Source organism: Paenibacillus xylanilyticus (assembly GCF_009664365.1).
GTDB lineage: Bacteria > Bacillota > Bacilli > Paenibacillales > Paenibacillaceae > Paenibacillus > Paenibacillus xylanilyticus_A.
In genome coordinates this window covers 1,879,336-1,899,533 of the sequence record NZ_CP044310.1, presented here as the reverse complement: position 1 = coordinate 1,899,533, position 20,198 = coordinate 1,879,336, and the positions used below count along the sequence as shown (strand labels likewise).

Annotated in this window: 18 protein-coding genes; 5 read left to right on the top strand and 13 right to left on the bottom strand. The window is 45.4% G+C overall.

Going from position 1 to position 20,198, the window contains the following annotated elements; genetic code table 11:
- Positions 1-38: 38 nt before the first annotated feature.
- The 8 genes from F4V51_RS08660 to F4V51_RS08625 all read right to left on the bottom strand — a co-directional run bounded on the left by F4V51_RS08660 (position 39) and on the right by F4V51_RS08625 (position 8,267).
- The gene (locus F4V51_RS08660; protein ID WP_153977674.1) at positions 39-1,001 is read right to left on the bottom strand and encodes an ABC transporter permease; all 963 of its coding nucleotides are present in this window, start codon (positions 999-1,001) and stop codon (positions 39-41) included.
- Complete coding sequence (locus tag F4V51_RS08655; protein ID WP_153977673.1) at positions 1,002-2,081, bottom strand: ABC transporter permease; 1,080 nt, start codon at positions 2,079-2,081, stop codon at positions 1,002-1,004.
- The gene (locus F4V51_RS08650) at positions 2,074-3,612 is read right to left on the bottom strand and encodes an ABC transporter ATP-binding protein (RefSeq protein WP_153980624.1); all 1,539 of its coding nucleotides are present in this window, start codon (positions 3,610-3,612) and stop codon (positions 2,074-2,076) included. Before F4V51_RS08650 ends, F4V51_RS08655 begins: the two co-directional genes overlap by 8 nt.
- A gap of 343 nt (positions 3,613-3,955) precedes the next feature.
- Positions 3,956-4,996, bottom strand: coding sequence for a BMP family lipoprotein (locus tag F4V51_RS08645; RefSeq protein ID WP_095288334.1), 1,041 nt, complete (start codon positions 4,994-4,996; stop codon positions 3,956-3,958).
- Between the two features lie 555 nt (positions 4,997-5,551).
- Entirely contained in the window at positions 5,552-5,911 is a 360-nt protein-coding gene (gene rplT / locus F4V51_RS08640; protein ID WP_095288335.1) for a 50S ribosomal protein L20, read from the bottom strand.
- An 89-nt stretch (positions 5,912-6,000) separates the two neighbouring features.
- Positions 6,001-6,204 (bottom strand): 50S ribosomal protein L35, encoded by a 204-nt coding sequence (rpmI, locus tag F4V51_RS08635; RefSeq protein WP_017689665.1) that lies wholly within the window; start codon positions 6,202-6,204, stop codon positions 6,001-6,003.
- Positions 6,205-6,228: 24 nt separating this feature from the next.
- Positions 6,229-6,723, bottom strand: coding sequence for a translation initiation factor IF-3 (infC, locus tag F4V51_RS08630; RefSeq protein ID WP_153980623.1), 495 nt, complete (start codon positions 6,721-6,723; stop codon positions 6,229-6,231).
- A 305-nt stretch (positions 6,724-7,028) separates the two neighbouring features.
- A complete protein-coding gene (locus F4V51_RS08625) occupies positions 7,029-8,267 on the bottom strand; it encodes a glycosyltransferase family 2 protein (RefSeq protein ID WP_153977672.1) in 1,239 nt (412 codons plus the stop codon).
- 700 nt (positions 8,268-8,967) lie between these two features.
- On the opposite strand from F4V51_RS08625, the gene F4V51_RS08620 reads away from it, so the two are divergent.
- Together F4V51_RS08620 and F4V51_RS08615 are read left to right on the top strand one after the other, a co-directional pair.
- Positions 8,968-9,495 (top strand): phosphatase PAP2 family protein, encoded by a 528-nt coding sequence (locus F4V51_RS08620; protein ID WP_153977671.1) that lies wholly within the window; start codon positions 8,968-8,970, stop codon positions 9,493-9,495.
- A 50-nt stretch (positions 9,496-9,545) separates the two neighbouring features.
- On the top strand, positions 9,546-10,694 hold the full coding sequence (locus F4V51_RS08615) for an MGDG synthase family glycosyltransferase (protein ID WP_153977670.1): 1,149 nt from the start codon (positions 9,546-9,548) through the stop codon (positions 10,692-10,694).
- A 104-nt stretch (positions 10,695-10,798) separates the two neighbouring features.
- Here F4V51_RS08615 and F4V51_RS08610 read toward each other — a convergent pair whose 3' ends face one another.
- From F4V51_RS08610 to F4V51_RS08600, 3 genes are all read right to left on the bottom strand, one after another.
- The gene (locus F4V51_RS08610; protein WP_415752989.1) at positions 10,799-12,352 is read right to left on the bottom strand and encodes an ABC transporter substrate-binding protein; all 1,554 of its coding nucleotides are present in this window, start codon (positions 12,350-12,352) and stop codon (positions 10,799-10,801) included.
- Between the two features lie 98 nt (positions 12,353-12,450).
- A complete protein-coding gene (locus tag F4V51_RS08605; RefSeq protein WP_153977668.1) occupies positions 12,451-13,353 on the bottom strand; it encodes a carbohydrate ABC transporter permease in 903 nt (300 codons plus the stop codon).
- A 30-nt stretch (positions 13,354-13,383) separates the two neighbouring features.
- The gene (locus F4V51_RS08600) at positions 13,384-14,289 is read right to left on the bottom strand and encodes an ABC transporter permease (protein ID WP_153977667.1); all 906 of its coding nucleotides are present in this window, start codon (positions 14,287-14,289) and stop codon (positions 13,384-13,386) included.
- Positions 14,290-14,691: 402 nt separating this feature from the next.
- Between F4V51_RS08600 and F4V51_RS08595 the strand changes: the two genes are divergently transcribed.
- On the top strand, positions 14,692-16,944 hold the full coding sequence (locus tag F4V51_RS08595; RefSeq protein ID WP_153977666.1) for an AraC family transcriptional regulator: 2,253 nt from the start codon (positions 14,692-14,694) through the stop codon (positions 16,942-16,944).
- Between the two features lie 101 nt (positions 16,945-17,045).
- Here the strand turns inward: F4V51_RS08595 and trmB are convergent, their stop codons facing one another.
- Both trmB and F4V51_RS08585 read right to left on the bottom strand, forming a co-directional pair.
- Complete coding sequence (trmB, locus tag F4V51_RS08590; RefSeq protein ID WP_153977665.1) at positions 17,046-17,795, bottom strand: tRNA (guanosine(46)-N7)-methyltransferase TrmB; 750 nt, start codon at positions 17,793-17,795, stop codon at positions 17,046-17,048.
- Between the two features lie 151 nt (positions 17,796-17,946).
- The gene (locus tag F4V51_RS08585) at positions 17,947-18,147 is read right to left on the bottom strand and encodes a hypothetical protein (protein WP_095288345.1); all 201 of its coding nucleotides are present in this window, start codon (positions 18,145-18,147) and stop codon (positions 17,947-17,949) included.
- Positions 18,148-18,452: 305 nt separating this feature from the next.
- Between F4V51_RS08585 and F4V51_RS08580 the strand changes: the two genes are divergently transcribed.
- Together F4V51_RS08580 and F4V51_RS08575 are read left to right on the top strand one after the other, a co-directional pair.
- Positions 18,453-19,406 (top strand): tRNA modification radical SAM protein MnmL/YtqA, encoded by a 954-nt coding sequence (locus F4V51_RS08580; protein ID WP_127539338.1) that lies wholly within the window; start codon positions 18,453-18,455, stop codon positions 19,404-19,406.
- A 1-nt stretch (position 19,407) separates the two neighbouring features.
- Positions 19,408-19,992 (top strand): tRNA 5-(aminomethyl)-2-thiouridylate-methyltransferase MnmM, encoded by a 585-nt coding sequence (locus tag F4V51_RS08575; RefSeq protein WP_153977664.1) that lies wholly within the window; start codon positions 19,408-19,410, stop codon positions 19,990-19,992.
- Positions 19,993-20,198 lie beyond the last annotated feature (206 nt).

Below are 20,198 nucleotides of genomic sequence, written 5' to 3'. Positions count from 1 at the left end.
GATAAAAATCATTATATCGTTTAATGAATTGCTTACGTCTACCTTTTCCCCGGATCGTACGGTTCACCGAGTGCAGACGGAGCTGACGAACGTCCGACTGCCGCGATAAGAACAATAATCGTGAGCAGGTATGGCAGCATATAAATAATTTCCTGGGGAATACTTTGAGACCATTCGAACAGCTGCACATAGTTTCGAATTGCTTGTGAGAAACCGAAAAATACAGCAGCACCAAATGCGCCAATTGGATTCCATTTACCAAAGATCATCGCAGCGATCGCAATGTATCCTTGACCAGAAACCGTATTATGCGAGAACGTACCTGTTGTTGTCAGTGTGATAGCAGCTCCACCGATCGCAGCCAGTGCACCACTGATCATTACACCAACATAACGATAGCGACGAACTTTGACACCTACAGTATCAGCCGCGCTTGGGTGTTCACCCACGGAGCGCAAACGAAGGCCGAATGGCGTCTTGAAGAGAATGTAATACGTCAGGAATACAAGAATGATCGCCAGATATGTTGTCGGGTAAACGTTCTTGAACAACGCTTCCCCGAGCAAAGGAATATCCTTGAGAAGTGGCACATCAAATTTGCTGAAGCCCTGCACCAAAGGTGAGTCCCCTGATCCTTCAAACAACAATTTAACCAAATATAGTGTACTTCCTGCTGCCAGGAAGTTAATGACGATACCACTGATAACCTGGTCAGCCTTAAACGTAATCGATGCAACAGCGTGAATAAGAGATACGAGGACACCTAATGCAATAGCAACCAGTACCCCCATCCAGGCTGAGGAAGTTCCACCCATCCCTGCCTCTTGGGCATAGTGGGCCCCAATTCCGGCTGCAAACGCACCAAAGACCATAAAACCTTCAAGTCCCAGGTTAGTTACACCGGATTTTTCAGAGAATATTCCACCAAGGGAAGCAAAAATCAATGCCGTGGCAAAGACAAGCGTCGTATTGATAATTTGCCCAATTGTCAACAAGTCCATCTACAACACCTTCTCTTTCTTGCGCTTGGAGTAGAACGGTTTAAGTACCCAGCGCACGATGCCTTGTGCCGCAATGAAGAAGATAATCGAACCAATTACAATCCGAATAATCTCTGGCGGTACATCCGCAGCAAAGCTCATACCAGCAGATCCATAGGTAAGCGTACCAAATAGCAACGCCCCCAGGAGCACACCAAACGGATGGTTCAAACCAATCAAGGCAACGGCAATGCCGTCAAAACCTGTTCCTGGAGATCCCGACATAACTGTCTGATACTGGAATACACCAAGTACCTGGAAAGCTCCACCAAGACCCGCAAGCATACCACTGATAAACATGGCTTTTACGATATTGCGATTCACATGCATACCTGCATATTCAGCCGCATTCGGGTTGTGGCCTACAGCGCGGATTTCATACCCTTGCTTCGTTTTCCACATATAGATATAAAAGAGAACCGCCATAACCAAGGCTATCAATGTACCCAGGTGAACACGGGAGTTGCCCATTAGTTCAGACAACCAAGTCAAGCTGATTGAAGCTGATTCACTAATATCTACTGAACGGTTTTCCCCTTGAAGCAGCAAAAATTGCCGTACAATCAGGTTGGCCAGATACAGACCAATCCAGTTCAGCATGATACTGCTGATAACTTCGTTCACCCCGCGAGCGGCCTTGAGGTAACCTGCAATGGCTGCCCACAGACCACCAAATACTGCACCAGCAATCAAAGCCAGCGGAGCATGAATATAAATCGGGAGACCTGTAAACTTAACTCCTACAAACGTGGCTGCAGTCATACCGACAAGAAACTGACCTTCTCCACCGATATTAAACAGTCCCGCACGGGCTGCAAATGCAAAGGCAAGACCTGTCATGATCAAAGGTGTCATTTCACGCACTGCTTCTCCGAAGTTGTACATGTCACCAAAGACTTTCTTGAACAATGCGCCATATGCATCAATTGGGTTGTATCCTCCAATAAGCATAACGATACCGCCCAGAATTAACCCCATAAGGATTGCAACGATAGGCAAAATAAAGGAATCACGGGTAAACCATTTCAATACTTTACTCATGTACAGTACCTCTCTTTTGGGTGCTGCCCGCCATCATCAAGCCGAGCTCCCTGTCATTCGTTTCTTCCGGCAGCACCTCACCGACAATCTTGCCCTCATAAATGACAGCAATGCGGTCCGAAACGTTAATTATTTCATCGAGCTCGAAGGAAATCAGCAATACCGCTTTTCCTTGGTCACGCTGAGCAATCAACTGTTTCTGGACAAACTCAATAGCACCTACGTCCAAGCCACGTGTTGGCTGAGCTGCGATAAGCAGTTCCGGGTTCTTATCGACTTCCCGTGCAATGATCGCCTTCTGCTGGTTACCCCCAGAAAGGGACCGGGCTTTGGTTTCAATGCTAGGTGTCCGCACGTCAAATGCCTCAACAAGACGTTTTGCCTGCTTTTTGATCGCATCGAAATTCAGGAATCCTTTACGTGTATAAGGAGACTTGTAGTAAGATTCCAAAACAATATTTTCACTGACTGAGAAATCCAAAACCAATCCGTGCTTATGTCGGTCTTCCGGAATATGACCTACGCCCGATTCCGAAATATGGCGCGGGGAACGGTTGGACAATTCTTTTCCTTGCAAAAGAATCGATCCGCTATCCACTTTGCGCAATCCAGTCAGAGCTTCAATCAACTCGCTCTGTCCATTGCCATCTACACCTGCAATCCCCAAGATTTCTCCTGCACGAACATTCAGATTCAGTTCATTCAGAACAGAAATTCCCTCTTTGTTTTTGCTGGTCAATTTACTGACTTCAAGGACGTTTGCACCAGGCGTTGCCGGCTTTTTATCCACTTTAAATGTGACATTACGGCCAACCATCTTTTCAGCAAGCTCGTTGGGATTGGTTTCCGATGTCTTTACAGAGTCGATCACTTTCCCTCGGCGAATAATCGTGACCGTATCCGAGATCTCCATAATTTCTTTCAACTTATGTGTGATCAGGATAATGGATTTGCCTTCTGCCACGAGTTTTTTCATGATGACCATCAGTTCCTTGATCTCCTGAGGAGTCAGAACTGCCGTTGGTTCATCAAAGATCAGGATATCAGCGCCGCGGTACAATGTTTTTACGATTTCAACGCGCTGCTGCATACCGACTGAAATGTCATGAATTTTGGCATGCGGATTCACTTTGAGTCCATATTGTTCGGATAAACGCTGCACTTCAGCAGCCGCTTTTTTATAGTTAATATTGAGACCTTTTGTTGGTTCAGATCCCAAAATAATGTTCTCTGTTACCGTGAACGGCTGAACAAGCTTAAAGTGCTGATGCACCATGCCGATCCCAAGCTCGATTGCTTTGTTCGGGCTATCGATCATGACAGGCTTGCCATTCACTTCAATGGAACCTTCATCTGGCTGATAGAGACCAAATACAATATTCATCAACGTTGACTTACCAGCGCCGTTTTCGCCCAGTAGAGCATGGATCTCGCCTTTACGAAGCTGAAGGCTGATAGCGTCGTTGGCAACAATGCCTGGAAAACGCTTCGTGATTTGTTTTAACTCAACGACGGGGGTTGCTGCACCCATGTAATCACCCTTATAACTGATATAGTGTGGTTCCGCAAACGTAAGAAAAACGTCTATCGACGTATGTTCAAGGGAAAAAACCGCTTTTGTTGCGGTCACTTTCCTTCTCCTGAGATTATCGAATCCATCCAGCACAGCTGAAATGTATACATTCCATAATCTTAAGAAAAGCTCCTTACGGAGCGATATTCCTAAAACATTGATTCTGCATTTGGAACGATTCCAGCAGCATCTTGTTAACTAGGTACAAATGTTATGATGGCTTGAGCAAATTTTCCTGTCTTGACAATCATAAGGCCGGTCAAGACCGGCCTCGTGATTATTCAATTCGCGGGCGAAGCAATTACTCTGTAGGTACTTTGATTTCGCCGCTGATGATTTTTTCTTTGTATTCGTCAACTTTAGCAAGGATGTCAGCAGATACATTTTTTGTAGAAGTATCAGCAATACCTACACCGTTCTCTTTCAGAGTCAGGTTTTCAGAACCGCCAGCAAATGTGCCGTCGATAACTTCTTGGTTTACTTTCTTAACTGCTTCGTCAACTTTTTTGATCATGGAAGTCAGTGTAACATCATCACCGAACTCCAGAGATTGGTCTTTATCCACACCGATTACCCAAACATCTTGTCCTTGTTTTTTGCGGGCAATGGCTTCGTTGAACACACCGTTACCTGTAGCACCGGAAGAGTGGAAAATGATATCCGCGCCTTGGTTGTAGATTGTAGCTGCAGCTGCTTTACCAAGGTCTGGTTTGTCAAATGCGCCTGTATAGTTGGAGATCAATTCAGCATCAGGGTTAACTGCTTTAACGCCTTCTCTGAAACCAACTTCAAATTTCTTGATCAGTGGGCTGTCCATACCGCCAACAAAACCGATTTTGTTCGTTTTTGTAGTCAGACCGGCAACAACGCCAACCAGGAAGGAACCTTGCTCTTCAGCAAATGTAACGGATTTAACGTTAGGAGAATCTACAACACTGTCGATGATCGCCAGTTTGGATTCAGGGTTTTGGTCAGCAACCGTTTTGATTGCGTCAGCCAATTGGAAACCGATACCCCAAGTCAGGTCATATCCACCTTTAACGAATTCGTTCAGGTTAGGAATGTACTCTTCATCGGATTTACTTTGCAGGTATTTAACTGCTGTACCTGTTTCAGTTTCGGTTGCTTGCAGGGCTTCCCAAGCGGATTGGTTAAAGGATTTGTCGTTAACGCCACCTACGTCAGTAACCATACCGATCTGCAAATCGGATTTTGCTTCAGTGGATTCGCCACCTGTTGTTCCACCAGCATTTGTTTCTTCCTTAGGTTTGCTTCCGCAACCTGCGAGCATTACCGATACTGCCAGCAACATGACCAAAGACAAGCTGAGCATCTTTTTCATTTCTCTTGTTCCCCCTTAATGATATATACCTAATTCCTACCCAGGTCGATATTGAACGATGAACAGATGTCTGATATGACTTTTATGCGGAATGTATGGTTTCTTGGACATAAAGAGTACATTCACACCTTATCTTTACCGGATCATCTGCCGAAAAACCGAACATTATGACTAGGAGAGAAAAGTTTAGGACTAGCCTACTAGAGGTGATTATACATTTAACCAGTGTTAAAATCCAGATGTTTCATGACTAAAAATCACATATTTTTAGACTTTTATTGTTGAAAACGCTTAAAATTTTAGCAGTTTAACACGCTAACGTTACAACGATGTGATGTTATATAACAAAAATATACCATCATTATCACCATTAGCCAGTAACTCCTAGTTTTCATTTGCATTATATGAACGTTCGGTTTTTATGTATCTGCCAGAGGGCTGATAGCTGTCAACCGCATCCAATCTAAGTTTGTCCTTCCGGACCCCGGTGTATTCGTCCACACTTTCTGGCGTAAAAAAAGCCGCCATAAGGTACGGCGGCTTGCATGTTACAATTTAAGCGTTGATTTTGCCTTTAGCTACAGTAGCCAAAGAGTTGAACGCATTGATGTCGTTAACGGCCAGATCAGCCAACATTTTGCGGTTCATGTCTACTCCAGCAAGTTTCAATCCATGGATCAGTTTGTTGTAAGACAAACCGTTTTGACGTGCTGCTGCATTGATACGAACGATCCACAGTCTGCGGAAGTTACGTTTCGTGTTGCGACGGTCACGGTATGCGTAAACCAAGGATTTCATTACTTGCTCGTTAGCTGTTTTAAAAATGCGGTGTTTGGAACCGAAATAACCTCTTGCCAGTTTCAAAACCTTTTTATGACGACGACGTACTACAAAACCGCCTTTTACTCTTGCCATATTAAAGAACCTCCCAAATAAATATTAAATGTATCCGTGGTATGTGTACGGCCGTAGCCGATCCCCCATACGGAATGTACTAATTAGAATTAGCCTTTCAAGTTAGCCAAACCTTGTTTCAAACGTCTTACGTCCCCGGCTGCCATTACTGGGTTACCGTTCAGTACGCGCTTAGCACGTTTGGATTTGTGGGAAAGCAAGTGGTTTTTGTGTGCTTTGTAACGAAGGACTTTACCGGAACCGGTAATTTTGAAGCGTCCTTTCAAACTGCTGTGTGTTTTCATTTTAGGCATTTTGTGTTTCCTCCTTCAATGTTATCAGGCTTTTGGAGCCAGAATCATGATCATACTGCGGCCTTCCAATTTCGGTTGACGCTCGATGGTGCAGAGTTCTGCAACTTCCGTCTTCACGCGCTCCAAAATCCGTTGACCAATGGCGGCATGCGCAATTTCACGTCCGCGGTAACGAACGGAACATTTCACCTTGTCGCCTTCTTTCAAAAACTTAACTACATTACGAAGCTTCGTTTGATAATCGTGCTCCTCAATATTGGAACGGAACCATACTTCTTTAATGTCAACAATTTTCTGGTTCTTACGGGCTTCTTTTTCTTTCTTTTGTTGCTCATAGCGGAACTTGCCATAGTCCATGATGCGACACACCGGCGGCTTAGCCTGTGGTGCCACATTGACCAGATCCAAGTTCAGATCAATCGCCATTTGCAGTGCTTCCCGAATGGGCTTGATCCCAATTTGTTCTCCTTCAGCTCCGACAAGGCGCACTTCCTTCGCCCGAATCTCATCATTAATCATGTGATCTTTACTAATAACCGTCCACCTCCAGGTCATTTTGAATACTGTTAAACAAAAATAAAAGGGATGCCGGTCAAGCTACCGACATCCCTGTAATCAACACAATTCTTCATGAGTATACACTTCATAAATTATTGGGATCGTTGACCAGCCAACGTTAATGTTGGTCAGGTGAGAAGTCGGACTTCTGCTTGTGATTCCATTGCTATTCATTTAACGCACTTGAATACTATAACATCTCCATCAACTATAGTCAATATATTTTAGAATATTTTCTATAATCTTTGTTGTGAAGCTGTTCATCCTTACCCTTGCTTGCTCTGTACCTCATCCAAACGTACAACACGTGTATGCTGGGTGTGGCTCCATTGTTTGTTGTTCTGCGTGAAGAACGCATAGAACGTAATTGGATACCAGGATAGCAGATAGATCGGGAATACAATCAGATACAGATACACTTTCGCAAAAGTGACTTTTTCCAGTGCCATCGACAAGAGGAATGTCAAAATGTTCAAACCAATGGCTACGAAGCCTACCCATAATGGGAAGTATCCGTAGATGTTAGCAATATGCGGTCCGCTGAATATGGCTGTATCCACCCACATAACAGCAGTCATCAGGAATGTCAGTAATACAACGTATACGTTGGCACCATATACGGCAAGGTCGAATTTGACCAGGCTTCTTTCCTTAATACTTTGCCACAACAGTGGGAAGAAATATCTCCGCGCTACCGTAAAGTGACCTTGCATCCAGCGTAGACGTTGTCTTGCTGAAGCTTTGAATGTCAAAGGCTTCTCATCAAATACTTTTGCATCATAGTTAAACACAGGATACACATTACGCTGCACACTGCGCATCGTAAACTCCAAGTCTTCGACCAGGCTAGTCGCACCCCAACCGATTTCCTTCAGCAAATTCGTTTCAAAGCACATTCCTGTACCGCCAAGGAAGTTGGCCATGTTCAGGTTATGACGGGACAACTGCCACAAACGGTTAATGTACCAGTACGATACCCCGTAAGCTGCAGTAATCCAAGAATCTTCCGGATTTTTCGTATCGATATAACCTTGAATAACACGCGAACCGTTACACAAGTCGTTATTCATCTCAAGCAAGAAATTGCGATCAACCAGGTTATCAGCATCAAACATAACAACGGCGTCATACTGACGCGGCAATTTCCACAGATATTTGAGCATCCACTCAATGGCGTAACCTTTACCTCTGAGGTCGGCGTTTGTACGCACACATGCGTTCAAGCCATGATCTCTGACGATTTGAGCTGTACCATCCGTACAGTTATCACAGATAACGAACACATCGTACAGATCCTCTGGATAATCGAGTTGTTTCAGGTTCTCCATCAACGCACCGATGACCTGCTCTTCATTGTGTGCTGCAACGAGTACAGCGAAAGATTTTGTAGCAGGATAATGTTTCTTTTTCTTTTTCTTATACAGACCGAACAGCGAAAACGTGAATTGGTACACGGCTAGCAGTGCCAGAATGACCTGCATCGTGACGAATATAGCGTCCAACATCGTTCTCTGTTACCCCCTTTTTTTCAAACCCTGTTTACTTTAGCGTTTCTCTACCTGATTCTGCATCTTTGTTTTTTTGTAATGTGCAGAATATGACCCTGGTCTTTTGTTTACTACGCAAGTATTTCAAGCATGGTTGCTTCCAATTTGGCTGCTTTATCGATTTTGGATGCTTTTCAGCTATTTGTCAAAACCGCAATTTCACTTCCTAAAGCAGAAATGTGAACATTAAACGCTGAATTGGCAGTTCGTGATACTGCGCCCTCGCATTCATGCCTGTTATATCTTATTTTCAGCCGATTGCTTGATTTTTATTTCTAAAGTCCCTGCTTTTTTCATTACCCAGTACTGTCCAACCAGAGGCTATATGAAAAATAACGCAAACGGACACCAAAAAGTTCAATATAAAACTCACATTTTTTTAACCTCATTTCAGCCATGTTGAATCATTGTATCTTTTTTAGCTCGTCCGAGTCAAAAAGTTAAGTTGGATGATTAACCACTCTTTAACATGAATTTTACGTTGTTCACATGTCTTCTTCTTGAAAAGGACAACATTTAAAAATATGATAAACATATACCTGAAATAACCTGAACTTCACGAAAAACGGTTATATAGTAATCAGGACAACACCGGACACAGGAAACATACCGGAAATACTGCCGCCAATTCGGGCGGCCTGACTGGCAGGAGGCCAATATGAGCCGTTTATTCGTTAAGTTTCAAGCGTACGATCGCAATGTGTTTATGTGGATTAATGGTCGACTTCATAATCGATTTATGAATTTTTGGCTGTACTATCTCACCCATCTGGGCGGAGCGACATTTTCTATTGCCGTATCCTTATTGATATGGCTGCTTGCTCCAGCCCCTTGGAATACGACAGGCCTACAGGCATGTATCGCTCTGGCTGTGAGCCATATTCCCGTAGCAATCGCCAAACGGTTGTATCCTCGCATCCGGCCATATCTGGCCATGCCGGAGACGATCACCTTCCGCAATCCCCTGACGGACCACTCATTTCCTTCAGGGCATACAACCGCTGTCTTCTCGGTAACCGTTCCGTTTATGACTATGGAACCTATTTTGCTGGCGACGCTGCTGCCGGTTGCACTGATTGTCGGATTCTCTCGAATTTACTTGGGTTTGCACTATCCTTCGGACGTGCTTGCAGGTGCCACAATCGGTACTTTAGTCGCACTTGCGACAGTTGCATTATGGTCCTAAAGCAGATATGTTAGACTAAGGAAAACCTAGCAGGAACAGGTGAAGCAAGCGTGGAGAAAAAACGAGTTTTACTACTTTCCGAAGGCTTTGGAGCCGGTCATACACAAGCCGCTTATGCACTGTCCAGCAGTTTGAGAAAGCTCTCTCCGGAAGTACAGACCAAAGTGCTCGAACTGGGTAGTTTCCTTAACCCCAGGGTCGCACCACTTATTATTACGGCATACAAAAAAACGGTAACCAACCAGCCCAAACTTGTCGGATATGTATACAGGCATCAATATAAAAAGTCTTTAAACCGATTGACTACACTCGCATTGCACAAGCTGTTTTACACACATACACGTAGTGTCGTACGACAGCTTCGTCCAAATGCCATTGTATGTACGCATCCCATTCCAAGTGCCGTCATATCAAGATTAAAGCGCCTCGGTGTGCAAGTGCCACTCTGCACGGTCATTACCGATTACGATGCGCATGGCACGTGGATCAGTCCCGAGGTGGACTTGTATCTGGTATCTACTGAAGAGGTCAAGTCCAAATTGATGCTGCGCGGAGTTTCCGCGGACAAGATACGGGTTACCGGCATTCCGGTACACCCCAACTTTTGGGAGCATCCCGGCCGGGATGAGATTCGTGCCAAGTTTAATCTGAGAGATATGCCCACCGTTCTTGTTATGGGCGGCGGCTGGGGAATGCTCAGCGATGAAGTGGTCAATAAGCTTCTGACTCGCTGGCATAATAACATTCAGATCATCTTCTGTCTCGGACGCAATGACAAAATCCGGATCAGCATGGAACAGAACCCGGAGTATAGGAAAGAAAATATTCACATTATCGGATACACCAAAGAAGTGGATAAGCTTATGGAAGTATCCGATCTGCTAATAACCAAGCCTGGTGGAATGACATGCACCGAAGGACTCGCCAAAGGTATACCGATGTTATTCCATAATCCCATTCCGGGTCAGGAAGAAGAGAACGTTCAATATTTTACCGCCAGAGGACTGGGCGAACCGATCACTTCGCTTGATGTCGTGGTTAAATGGATGAATAAATTGTTACATAAATATCCCGACATCGTCCGTAAACGCAAACGCCATTTGGAACAGATTGCCAAATATCGTCCGATGGAAAGTGCACAAAGCATCATTGATCTTCTGGACCTGCGGCCGTTCCAGGCTGATCAGGCCAGATTATGATCAAAAGTTCGATAAACAAGCCACATACACTTATACAAAGAAAAAGGTGCCTTCCATCTGAAGGCACCTTTTTCATGTCTAGTAAAAAAAGAAATAAATACAAACTACTGAATGCCCGCCGATTTCAAATATTCCTGCCATTGTTTGGTATACTCTGCTTGTATTTTCTCTAGCCCCGCCTGCTTAGCTTTTTCCATAAATGTGTTCAGGCCTGCTTCAACGTCTGCAACCAAACCAACGTTCAGTGGATACAGATACTGTTTCTCCACTTGCTCAAGCGCAGCCTTCTCCGCCTGAAACGGTGTCCAATCCTCCGCAAATCCGGTAAAGATATCCGGCTTCTTAATTTTATCGAGCTCCTCGAACATGGCGAGTACGTCGTCGAACGTTTTATCATAGAGCATGAAGTCCGGATTCCGCCAAGCCCAGCCATTCATGCCCTCGCGCGGGAAGCCATTGGTTTGAGCATCGCCCACCATTTTGTAGTACCCATCCTGCACTTCAAAGTTCTTGCCTTCTACACCGTATTCCGTAAGCCAGTTGTAACGTTTGTCTGTTACCAGCTTCTCATAAAAAGCGAGTGCCTTTTCCGGATTTTTGCTGCTTCGCGGTATGGCGAATCCATTGTGAATCGGATGAACCGGCTGTGCAAAACCTTTGGCATTTGGATAAGCAAAGTATCCCAGCTTCCAATCAGGATGCGTAGATTGGACTTTGATCACATCCGCATTAAACTTGTTCGGGTTCTCGCCCGATAGAACAACAGCCGCCTTGCCATTTTGCAGCAGTGAATTCGATGTGTCCTTTACGTTCAGCACGTTTTTCGGAAAAAACCCTTTATCCATCCAGCGTTTGTACGTTTTCAGATCCTCCAGATGCTGGGCTGATCCCCAATAGGATGTGATGGTTGACGGTGAATCGTACATAATATCAAGTCCGTAAGGGAGCTGACCAGCCGTATTCACCAATTTGGAGGTCAACTGACGGATGCCGTGAGTGTGATTGGAATTGTTGTCCGCGATCGGAATCATGCTCGGTTCATTGGCTTTGATTCCTTCAAGATAAGCTTCAAGCGTCTCCAGAGATTCTGGTTTGGGCAAATTATACTTTTCACGCAGGTCCTCACGGTAAGCAATTCCTTCTGTCACATATTCGATCCAGGTCGAAGGTACGGTATAGATTTTTTCATTGATTTTAACAGCGTTCCACATGTCATCGGGTACGTGGGATTGCAATGTTGGTGCAGCCTTCGGCAGCAGCTCGTCGAGCGGCAGGAATGCTCCTTTTTTGGCATACGATTGATAGAATGTCCAGTCCGCAGTGAAAATTAGGTCAATCGGCTGGCCAGAAGACAGAAGCAGTTTATATTTTTGATCCCAATCCGTCCAGGAAGTGTAGTTGAATTTTACGTTGACGTTCAGATCAGCCTCAGCGAGTTTGTTAATCTCGGACTCAATGACAGGCAAGTCTTTGGGCGCGTCCCCAAGCATATAAAACTGAAGGGTGACCTTCTCGCCTTTGTCTGTTGGTGAAGTGCCCTCCTTGCCCCCTTGTACTGATCCCCCAGATCCGTTATTACACGCGGCTAATACCCCGGCAAACATCATCAGGGCCAGCACCAGAGACAGGTGCCGAATTATTTTGTTGCGCATATGCATCCTCCCTTTTGTAGGAAACCTTATATGTTAGCGTAAACTGCCAGGACGCGAGCAGTAGTAAACGAAGAACTGGCGGACGCCCCGAGCATTTTTACGTTCTAACCTTTTACCGCACCAATCGTAAGACCTTTGACAAAATAGCGCTGTACAAACGGATAGAGGAACAATATCGGACCCGTCACCACAATCGCCATAGCCATCTTGGTTGATTCCGTAGGTACATCCAGGCTGAGTGTAATTCCTGTGCCGATGGCCATCTGATCAATGAAAGTAATCGTATTCATCGTGTTATACAGGTAAAACTGCAGCTGGTACATATCCGGGTTGTTAATGAACAGGGACGAAGTAAACCAGTCATTCCAGTACCCCAGAGCTAAAAATAAACCTACGGTTGCGATCCCAGGCATCGCCAGTTTCAATACAATGCTGAAGTAAATGCGGAAATCATTCGCGCCATCCATTTTGGCGGATTCAACCAGCTCATCCGGAACGGCGGAACGGATAAAGTTTTTCATCAAAATGATGAGAAATGGCGTCATCAATCCAGGGAAAATCAATACGGTATACGTATCCGTCAGATTGAAGTAATTTGCCAGCATAATGTACCAAGGCACCAACCCACCGCCAAAGAGCGTGGTGAAGTAGATGAAGAAAGAGAAGGTATTGCGGTATTTAAAATCTTTGCGCTGCAGTACGAAGCCCGCCATCGTAATGAGAAACAGTCCGAGCGCGGTCCCCACAACGGTTGTAAAGACAGTCACTCCGTATGCTTTCAGCACTTGAGTAGGGAACTTGAACACCATTTGATAGCCTTCCAGGGAAAAGTCTGTTGGAAAGAGATGATATCCATCTCTTACAATCGATTCATTGCTGCTGAACGAGCCGGATAGGATTAGAAGAAAAGGCAGCAGGCACATGATGGACAAAATCAGAATGACGCCATAAGCGATGATCTTAAACAGCAAGGTAAATTCCGAATCTCTGGCACGGGTAGTATGCATGATGGTTCTCCCTTCTGCCCGTCGGGCGGTTTAGAACAAGGCGTAATCCTCATTTACTTTTCGAATGATATAGTTCACGGTCATGATCAAAATGAAGCCGAATAGAGACTGGTACAGGCCTGCTGCGGTAGCCATTCCGATATCAAAGGTCACTTTCAGGGAGCGATACACGTACGTATCAATGATGTCTGTGGCGTTATACAGCACACCGTTATTGCCAATAAGCTGATAAAAAAGATCAAATTGTCCCTTCATAATGCTCCCCAGAGAGAACAGAAGCAGAATGACAAAGGTCGGTTTCAGCATCGGAACGGTAATATACCAGATACGCTGAAAAATATTCGCTCCATCAATTCGGGCAGCCTCATAATACTCGTCACTGATCCCGGTAATAGCCGCCAGATAGATCACCATACTGTAGCCAAGATTCTTCCATAGATAAAAGATAATGATCAGGAACACCCATATCCAGGGTGTGTTATAAATATCAATCGGGCCTGCTTCAAAGCGTTTGAGCACCGTGTTTACAAAACCGGATTCGTAGTTGAACATGTTGTAAGCGATTACACTGAGTAGTACAAAGGAGATGAAATAGGGTAAGAACATCACGGATTGCGTAATTTTCTTAAAGAGCTTGCCACGGACTTCACTTAACATAATGGCACAGAAAATGGCGAGTCCGTTCCCCAGTACAATGAAAGCCAGGTTATAACCGACCGTGTTGGTCGTAAGCTTCAGCAGCATGCCGGACTGCCAGAGAAACTTGAAGTTTTCCAGCCCTACGAAGGGACTGCCGAATAATCCGCCTTCAAAGTCGTACCGGGTAAACGCATAATAGATACCCACCATCGGAAAATACGAGTTAATGAGAAAAAAGATCAGTGTAGGCAGCAGCATCAGAAACATGATTTTGTTTTTGTTCAGTTCTTTGAGCATGGCTCGATCCCTCCCGGATTTCTTGCAGCGCAGATGCGCCGTGGAGCTCTGTTTTTAGTGTAGACGCCCTTCCCGCTCCCGGATACTGAAGCTTCCCCCCGGAAAATGAACGATGTTGCCAAACCGGGTATGAACAATGTGAACCAACACTGAAAAGAACTCCAGTACGTTCACAAATGTTGATATCGTGCATAACCTGGGCATCGTGAACAATTCAGCGAAAGTTGAACGATATGTACTGAAACAACCTTTTAAACCTTGTACAACATTGATGTAAACGCATACATGATATATAATTTGAAGGGCTACCCTCATCCAAAGCGGCCTGCTGTGAAACAGAGCATAACGCTGTGAAATAAGTTTTTCTCACCCAAAATGCACATGTTCAGGGGGAACTGATTGATGCGCAAACGTTCGGAGGACAGTCAAAACGTATTTTCTCGGATACTGATTGGCATCATTGTCAGTACCGTTGCTACCCTGCTCGTCGCTTCTGCCATTCTCTACGTCAACTACAATCGCATCGCTCTCCGCCAGGTCTATCGCACTGATATGAACAGTCTCACACAGACCAGCCGCGAAGTATCCAAAATGACCGAAACGGCCAAATCGTTGTCTTATCAGATTTATCAGGACTACAGCATCTCTGCACTTCTCCTGTACTCTAAACCAAGCATTTATGAAGTCACTCCAGCCATGGAGCAGCTCGATAACTACCGCATGTCCCTTCCCTTTATCGAATCCATCTATGTATACAACTCCAAAAGCAACGAATTCTTTATCAGTTCAGAAACACGTAATGGTCAGCAGACCCTAGCCGAATTAGACGACCAGGGGATTAAGGATATCCTCCAGCGATTTCATGAATACAAACCCTTTGTTCCGATCCCGCGTACTTACCAGGTTGGTTCTACAGAAGAAGTTGAAGTGAATAGCTACACCTATCTCTGCTATGACACGATCAATGATAATGCCGAATTAAACTACGCCGTCGTAGTCAATATCAAGGACGATTGGTTAAGTCCCAACATCAATGCAGTGGATCAGCCGGGCAAAACATTTATTATTAACGAAAACGGACAGCTGCTGTCTGATTTTGGAGATCGGACCTTAATGCAGGATCTCTCCAAGGAAGCTTTCATGCGCCCCATTCTGCAAAATACGGAGCAATCTGCCTACTTTACCGCTGACGTTGACGGGGAAAAATCACTTATCACCTATACTGCACCTGATAATTTGGGATGGCGTTATGTACGAATTACACCTGATCATCTGATCACTGCTGATATTCGCAGCATGCGCACACACACCGTTCTGTTTTGTCTGGGCTTGCTGATTGCTGGATTGCTGCTCTCTTACCTAGTTTCTCGGAAGTTATATCACCCCATCGATAAAGTCATTGTTCGCATGCGAGTTATGGAAGCCGAGCGTCGTGGCAGTCTGCACATCTTGCGTCAGGATTATTTGCGCGGTGCTCTACAGGGGCGAGAGACAGTCTCCGGGGGGATTTTGGAAGAGCGCATGAAGTTTTATGGTTCGTCTGTCCAGGTTTATCGTCCGTCCAGACTGGTATTGTTGCGTATTGATCGTTTTTCTGATTTTTGCGAAACCTACCGGGACGATATCAAGCTGGTAAAATATGCGATGATGAACATTTGCATGGAATCGGCGGAATTTCGCTACCACACGGAAACCGTCGATATGGGCGGGGACATGATTAGCCTTCTTTTCAATCACAAAAATCCTGATCAGCAAAACGTACAGGATGAAGAGGAAGATATGGAGGAACTACTGCGTATGCTGCAGGATGCGGTAATGCTGCATCTGAAATGCTCCGTTTCGTTCACTGTCGGGCCCGAGGAAAACTCTTTCGAGGATGCGATCGCCGGCTACCCCCACTCAGCGGAGGCTTCCCTGCACCGATTATTCAGCGGTCCGGGCTGCCTGCTGTACACAACTGACATCATGGCGTATCAGGCCAAGGAATATGCATTTCCGGCAAGTAAAGAGCGGCAGCTCATTGATTGCCTCATGACAGGAAAAACATGCGAAGCCAAACAAATTTATACGGATATTGTGGATGAAACGGCAGCATACCCTTTTACCGTATTCCAGTTGGCTCTATCCCATCTGACGATGACACTGAACCACGTACGCAATACGCTTAAGAAAAATAACCAGCTTACACTGAACACGATCTCGGACGCTGCAATGCTACCTCTCCATGAAGCGGAGGAGCTCCGTGAAGTCCATGCCCATTTCTATCGTCTATTCGATGAGTTGGGATTAAAAGTGGAAGAGAAGCGAACGCTGAGGCATGAAGAGCTCCTACGCCGAATTAACAGCATTATTGAACGGGACTATGCCGACACCAATCTCTGCCTCACCTCCATTGCTGAGGAACTCACCATGTCGCCCATCTATATCAGCAGGCTGTATAAACAACTCACGTTAAAAGGACTAACGGATGTGATTAACGAGACACGAATCATCAAAGCCCAGCATCTGCTGATTGAGACCGAGAATTCCGTTGCAGATATTGCAGAGAAAACGGGATTCACGAACAGCTCCTACTTTTATCGCATGTTCAAAAAGTTTAATGGAGTGACCCCCAATGATTATCGTCGCAAGGAACTGCGCTCCGAGCAAATGTAATGATATTGATATCTCCTAAATGATCTTGAAGAAGAAAAATCAAAAAAAAAAAGCTGCACACGAAGTGATGAGTCTCTCCTCCATGTGCCGCTTATTCATTATTACTCTTGGTCTTCTCCGGAATCATCCGAAGCTTCACGTACTTTGTACTTGTCCAGACGCATCTGCTGATACTCACGCAGCGCTTCTTCACCCACAATTACTTCCACACGGTGAATGTTCATGCCTTTACCCATGAATTTCTGCTCGTATTCTGTCATGACATGCTCTTCATTCAATCCATCACGGTGAAGGTTCAGGGACAGATTAGTCATCTGCAGACCGTAGTCGGCAATCGCGTTAAGCGAGAACTCGAACAAGGTCTCCGAATCGGTTTTGAAATGAATTTGGCCCTTGGCGTTAAGCAGCTCCGTGTATTTCTTCAAAAACCGCGGATGAGTCAAACGGCGGCGTGCATGCTTGGCTTTTGGCCATGGGTCACTGAAGTTCAGATAGATTCGTTCCAGTTCAGCCACTTCGAACACTTCCTCGATCTGTTCAATGTTCGCCAGCACAAGCTTCACATTGGGCGGAGTTTCTACATCACACTCACTCCACGCATTACGGGCCTTCTCACTAGCCCGGCGCACCAATTCATCATACATATCGATACCGATAAAATTGTATTGCGGATATTTATAACTCATTTGGCTGATAAATTGACCTTTACCCATACCAAATTCAACAAAGATCGGATGGTCATTGCCAAACAGTTCAGACCATTTCCCCTTGTACTGTTTGGGTTCCAGAACAACAAGATCCACTTGCTCCTCCAGATTTTCCCGAATCCCTTTTCTGCCACGTAAACGCATTTTATTCCTCCGTTTGTCCATACTTGTCTCAGACTCATTTTGCCGAAGAACCGGCCAATTGTAAAGAGCAATGAAAAAGGAATCTTCGGATCTGCCACTTGGGGCAAATCTCAAAGATTCCCTCTTCGATTTATTTGGAATTGGGGTCCAACTACTTTAATAGTTCATAGTCTACCTTATCTTGGTGTGAAAAATCAAATGTCTTTTCGAAAGCTGTGCGAACTTTTTGTCTTGCAGCCGCTTCCACTTTCGGATTTCCATTAAAACGAACACCTGTCAAAGCCAGTGCTTCTTCTGCCGTCAGTTCTACTGATACATGATGAAGGTTATTGTTTTTAACTTGGGAATTCATTCATATCACCTCACGGTTTAGTATGGTCCATGACGTCAATTTTGATTCAAATGCTATGATGAATAGTACCCATTGGATGCTGTCTGACGTTAAGTTAAATATAACACAAGGTGTAAACTATAGCAAGCGAAAAACCTTGATAAACCAGTCTATTTTTGAGTTCGAATTCCCCTTTTTTTGCGTTTTTTGATACAATGGTTAAAGTCCATGGAGACACGGATTATTACAATCCGTTCTATCACGTGAATAGATAAACATCTGTCTCTCCCGAGAGGGAATGCGGCAGCCAAAGGAGCACCCTGAAGATGAATGCACCTGCAATACAACCTCCTCTTTCCTGGGGAGATAAACGATTCCACACCTGGAATTATGAAATGCGAAACGAGTTCAACAATAAAGTGTTCAAAGTTATGCTTGATGCAGGATTCACCTGCCCAAACCGTGACGGTTCAATTGCCAAAGGCGGATGTACCTTCTGCAGTGCACGGGGATCAGGAGATTTTGCCGGCAGCCGGCGGGATGATCTGGTTACCCAATTTAATACGATTCGGGACAAACAGCACCTCAAATGGCCTACGGCCCAGTACATTGGCTATTTCCAGGCATATACGAACACGTATGCTCCTGTGGAGCAGCTCCGTGAGTATTTTGAAGTGATTTTACAACAGCCCGGTGTCGTTGGTCTGTCCATCGCCACTCGCCCCGATTGTCTGCCTGACGATGTTGTGGATTACCTGGCCGAACTGAATGAACGTACCTACCTGTGGGTTGAAATGGGACTCCAAACCATCCACGAGTCGACCTCAACGCTCATCAACCGCGCGCATGATACGAAATGTTATGAAGAGGCCGTAGAGAAACTGCGGAAACGGAATATACGTGTGTGTACACATATCATCTATGGCTTGCCTCAGGAAACGCATGAAATGATGCTGGATACCGGACGCGCAGTAGCCAATATGGATGTGCAAGGCATTAAGATCCATCTGCTGCACCTCATGCGCAAGACGCCAATGGTCAAACAGTATGAAGCCGGGCTTCTTCGATTCCTGGAACAAGACGAGTACATCAAACTGATTGTCGATACACTCGAGATGCTTCCGCCGGAAATGATTGTGCATCGCCTCACCGGTGATGCTCCGCGTGATCTGTTGATTGGGCCGATGTGGTCCATGAAAAAGTGGGAAGTGCTGAATTCCATTGACCGCGAATTACGTTTACGTGATTCATGGCAGGGTAAATATTGGAGGGGAGCATAAGATGGGCTTTCTCTCGGTTCTTAGCTGCGCCCATCAATGGGTATCCTCCCGTTTGCAGCCCGGGGATTTTGCGATTGATGCTACAGTAGGCACTGGTGCGGATACCCTGTTTCTCGCACAGCAGGTTGGGAAACGCGGCCAAGTCATCGGTTTCGATATCCAAAATGAAGCGCTGACTCTTGCACAAGCCCGAATTCGTAAACAGGAAGACGGCTCAAAGCTCGGTTCCATCTCCCTGATGGAGTTAAGTCATGATCGCATGGCTGAAGCTGTTCCCGAGCAATGGCAGGGCCAAGTTGGCGCAGTCATGTTTAACCTGGGATACCTGCCGGCCGAAGGTGCGGATGCTTCTGTTATTACTCAAACGGACAGCACGATTGGGGCATTGGAAGCAGCACTAGGCCTATTGCGACCACGCGGTATAATTACAGCTGTATTGTATCCGGGCCATGAGGGTGGTGCACAGGAGGCAGATGCCGTACTGGCCTGGTGTTCGGCGTTGCCTGTAGACCAGGCACAAGTTGTGATGTACCGCCAGCTGCAGCGTGCAGCCTCTCCATTTCTGATTGGCATTGAGAAAAAGTAATTTCCTTTACTCTCCAAATGCCATAAAATAAACACATTAAACAGCACGACATCACTGTTTATAAATATGGGCCAAGCTCTAATCTTGGCTCGTTTACTATGACGATGCGTGCTTTACATATTTGGCTGCTGCAACCGTATACAATCCGGGCTGCACAGACATGGATTTGATTAAAGCGATTCACCACTTCATATACTAGAGGAGAG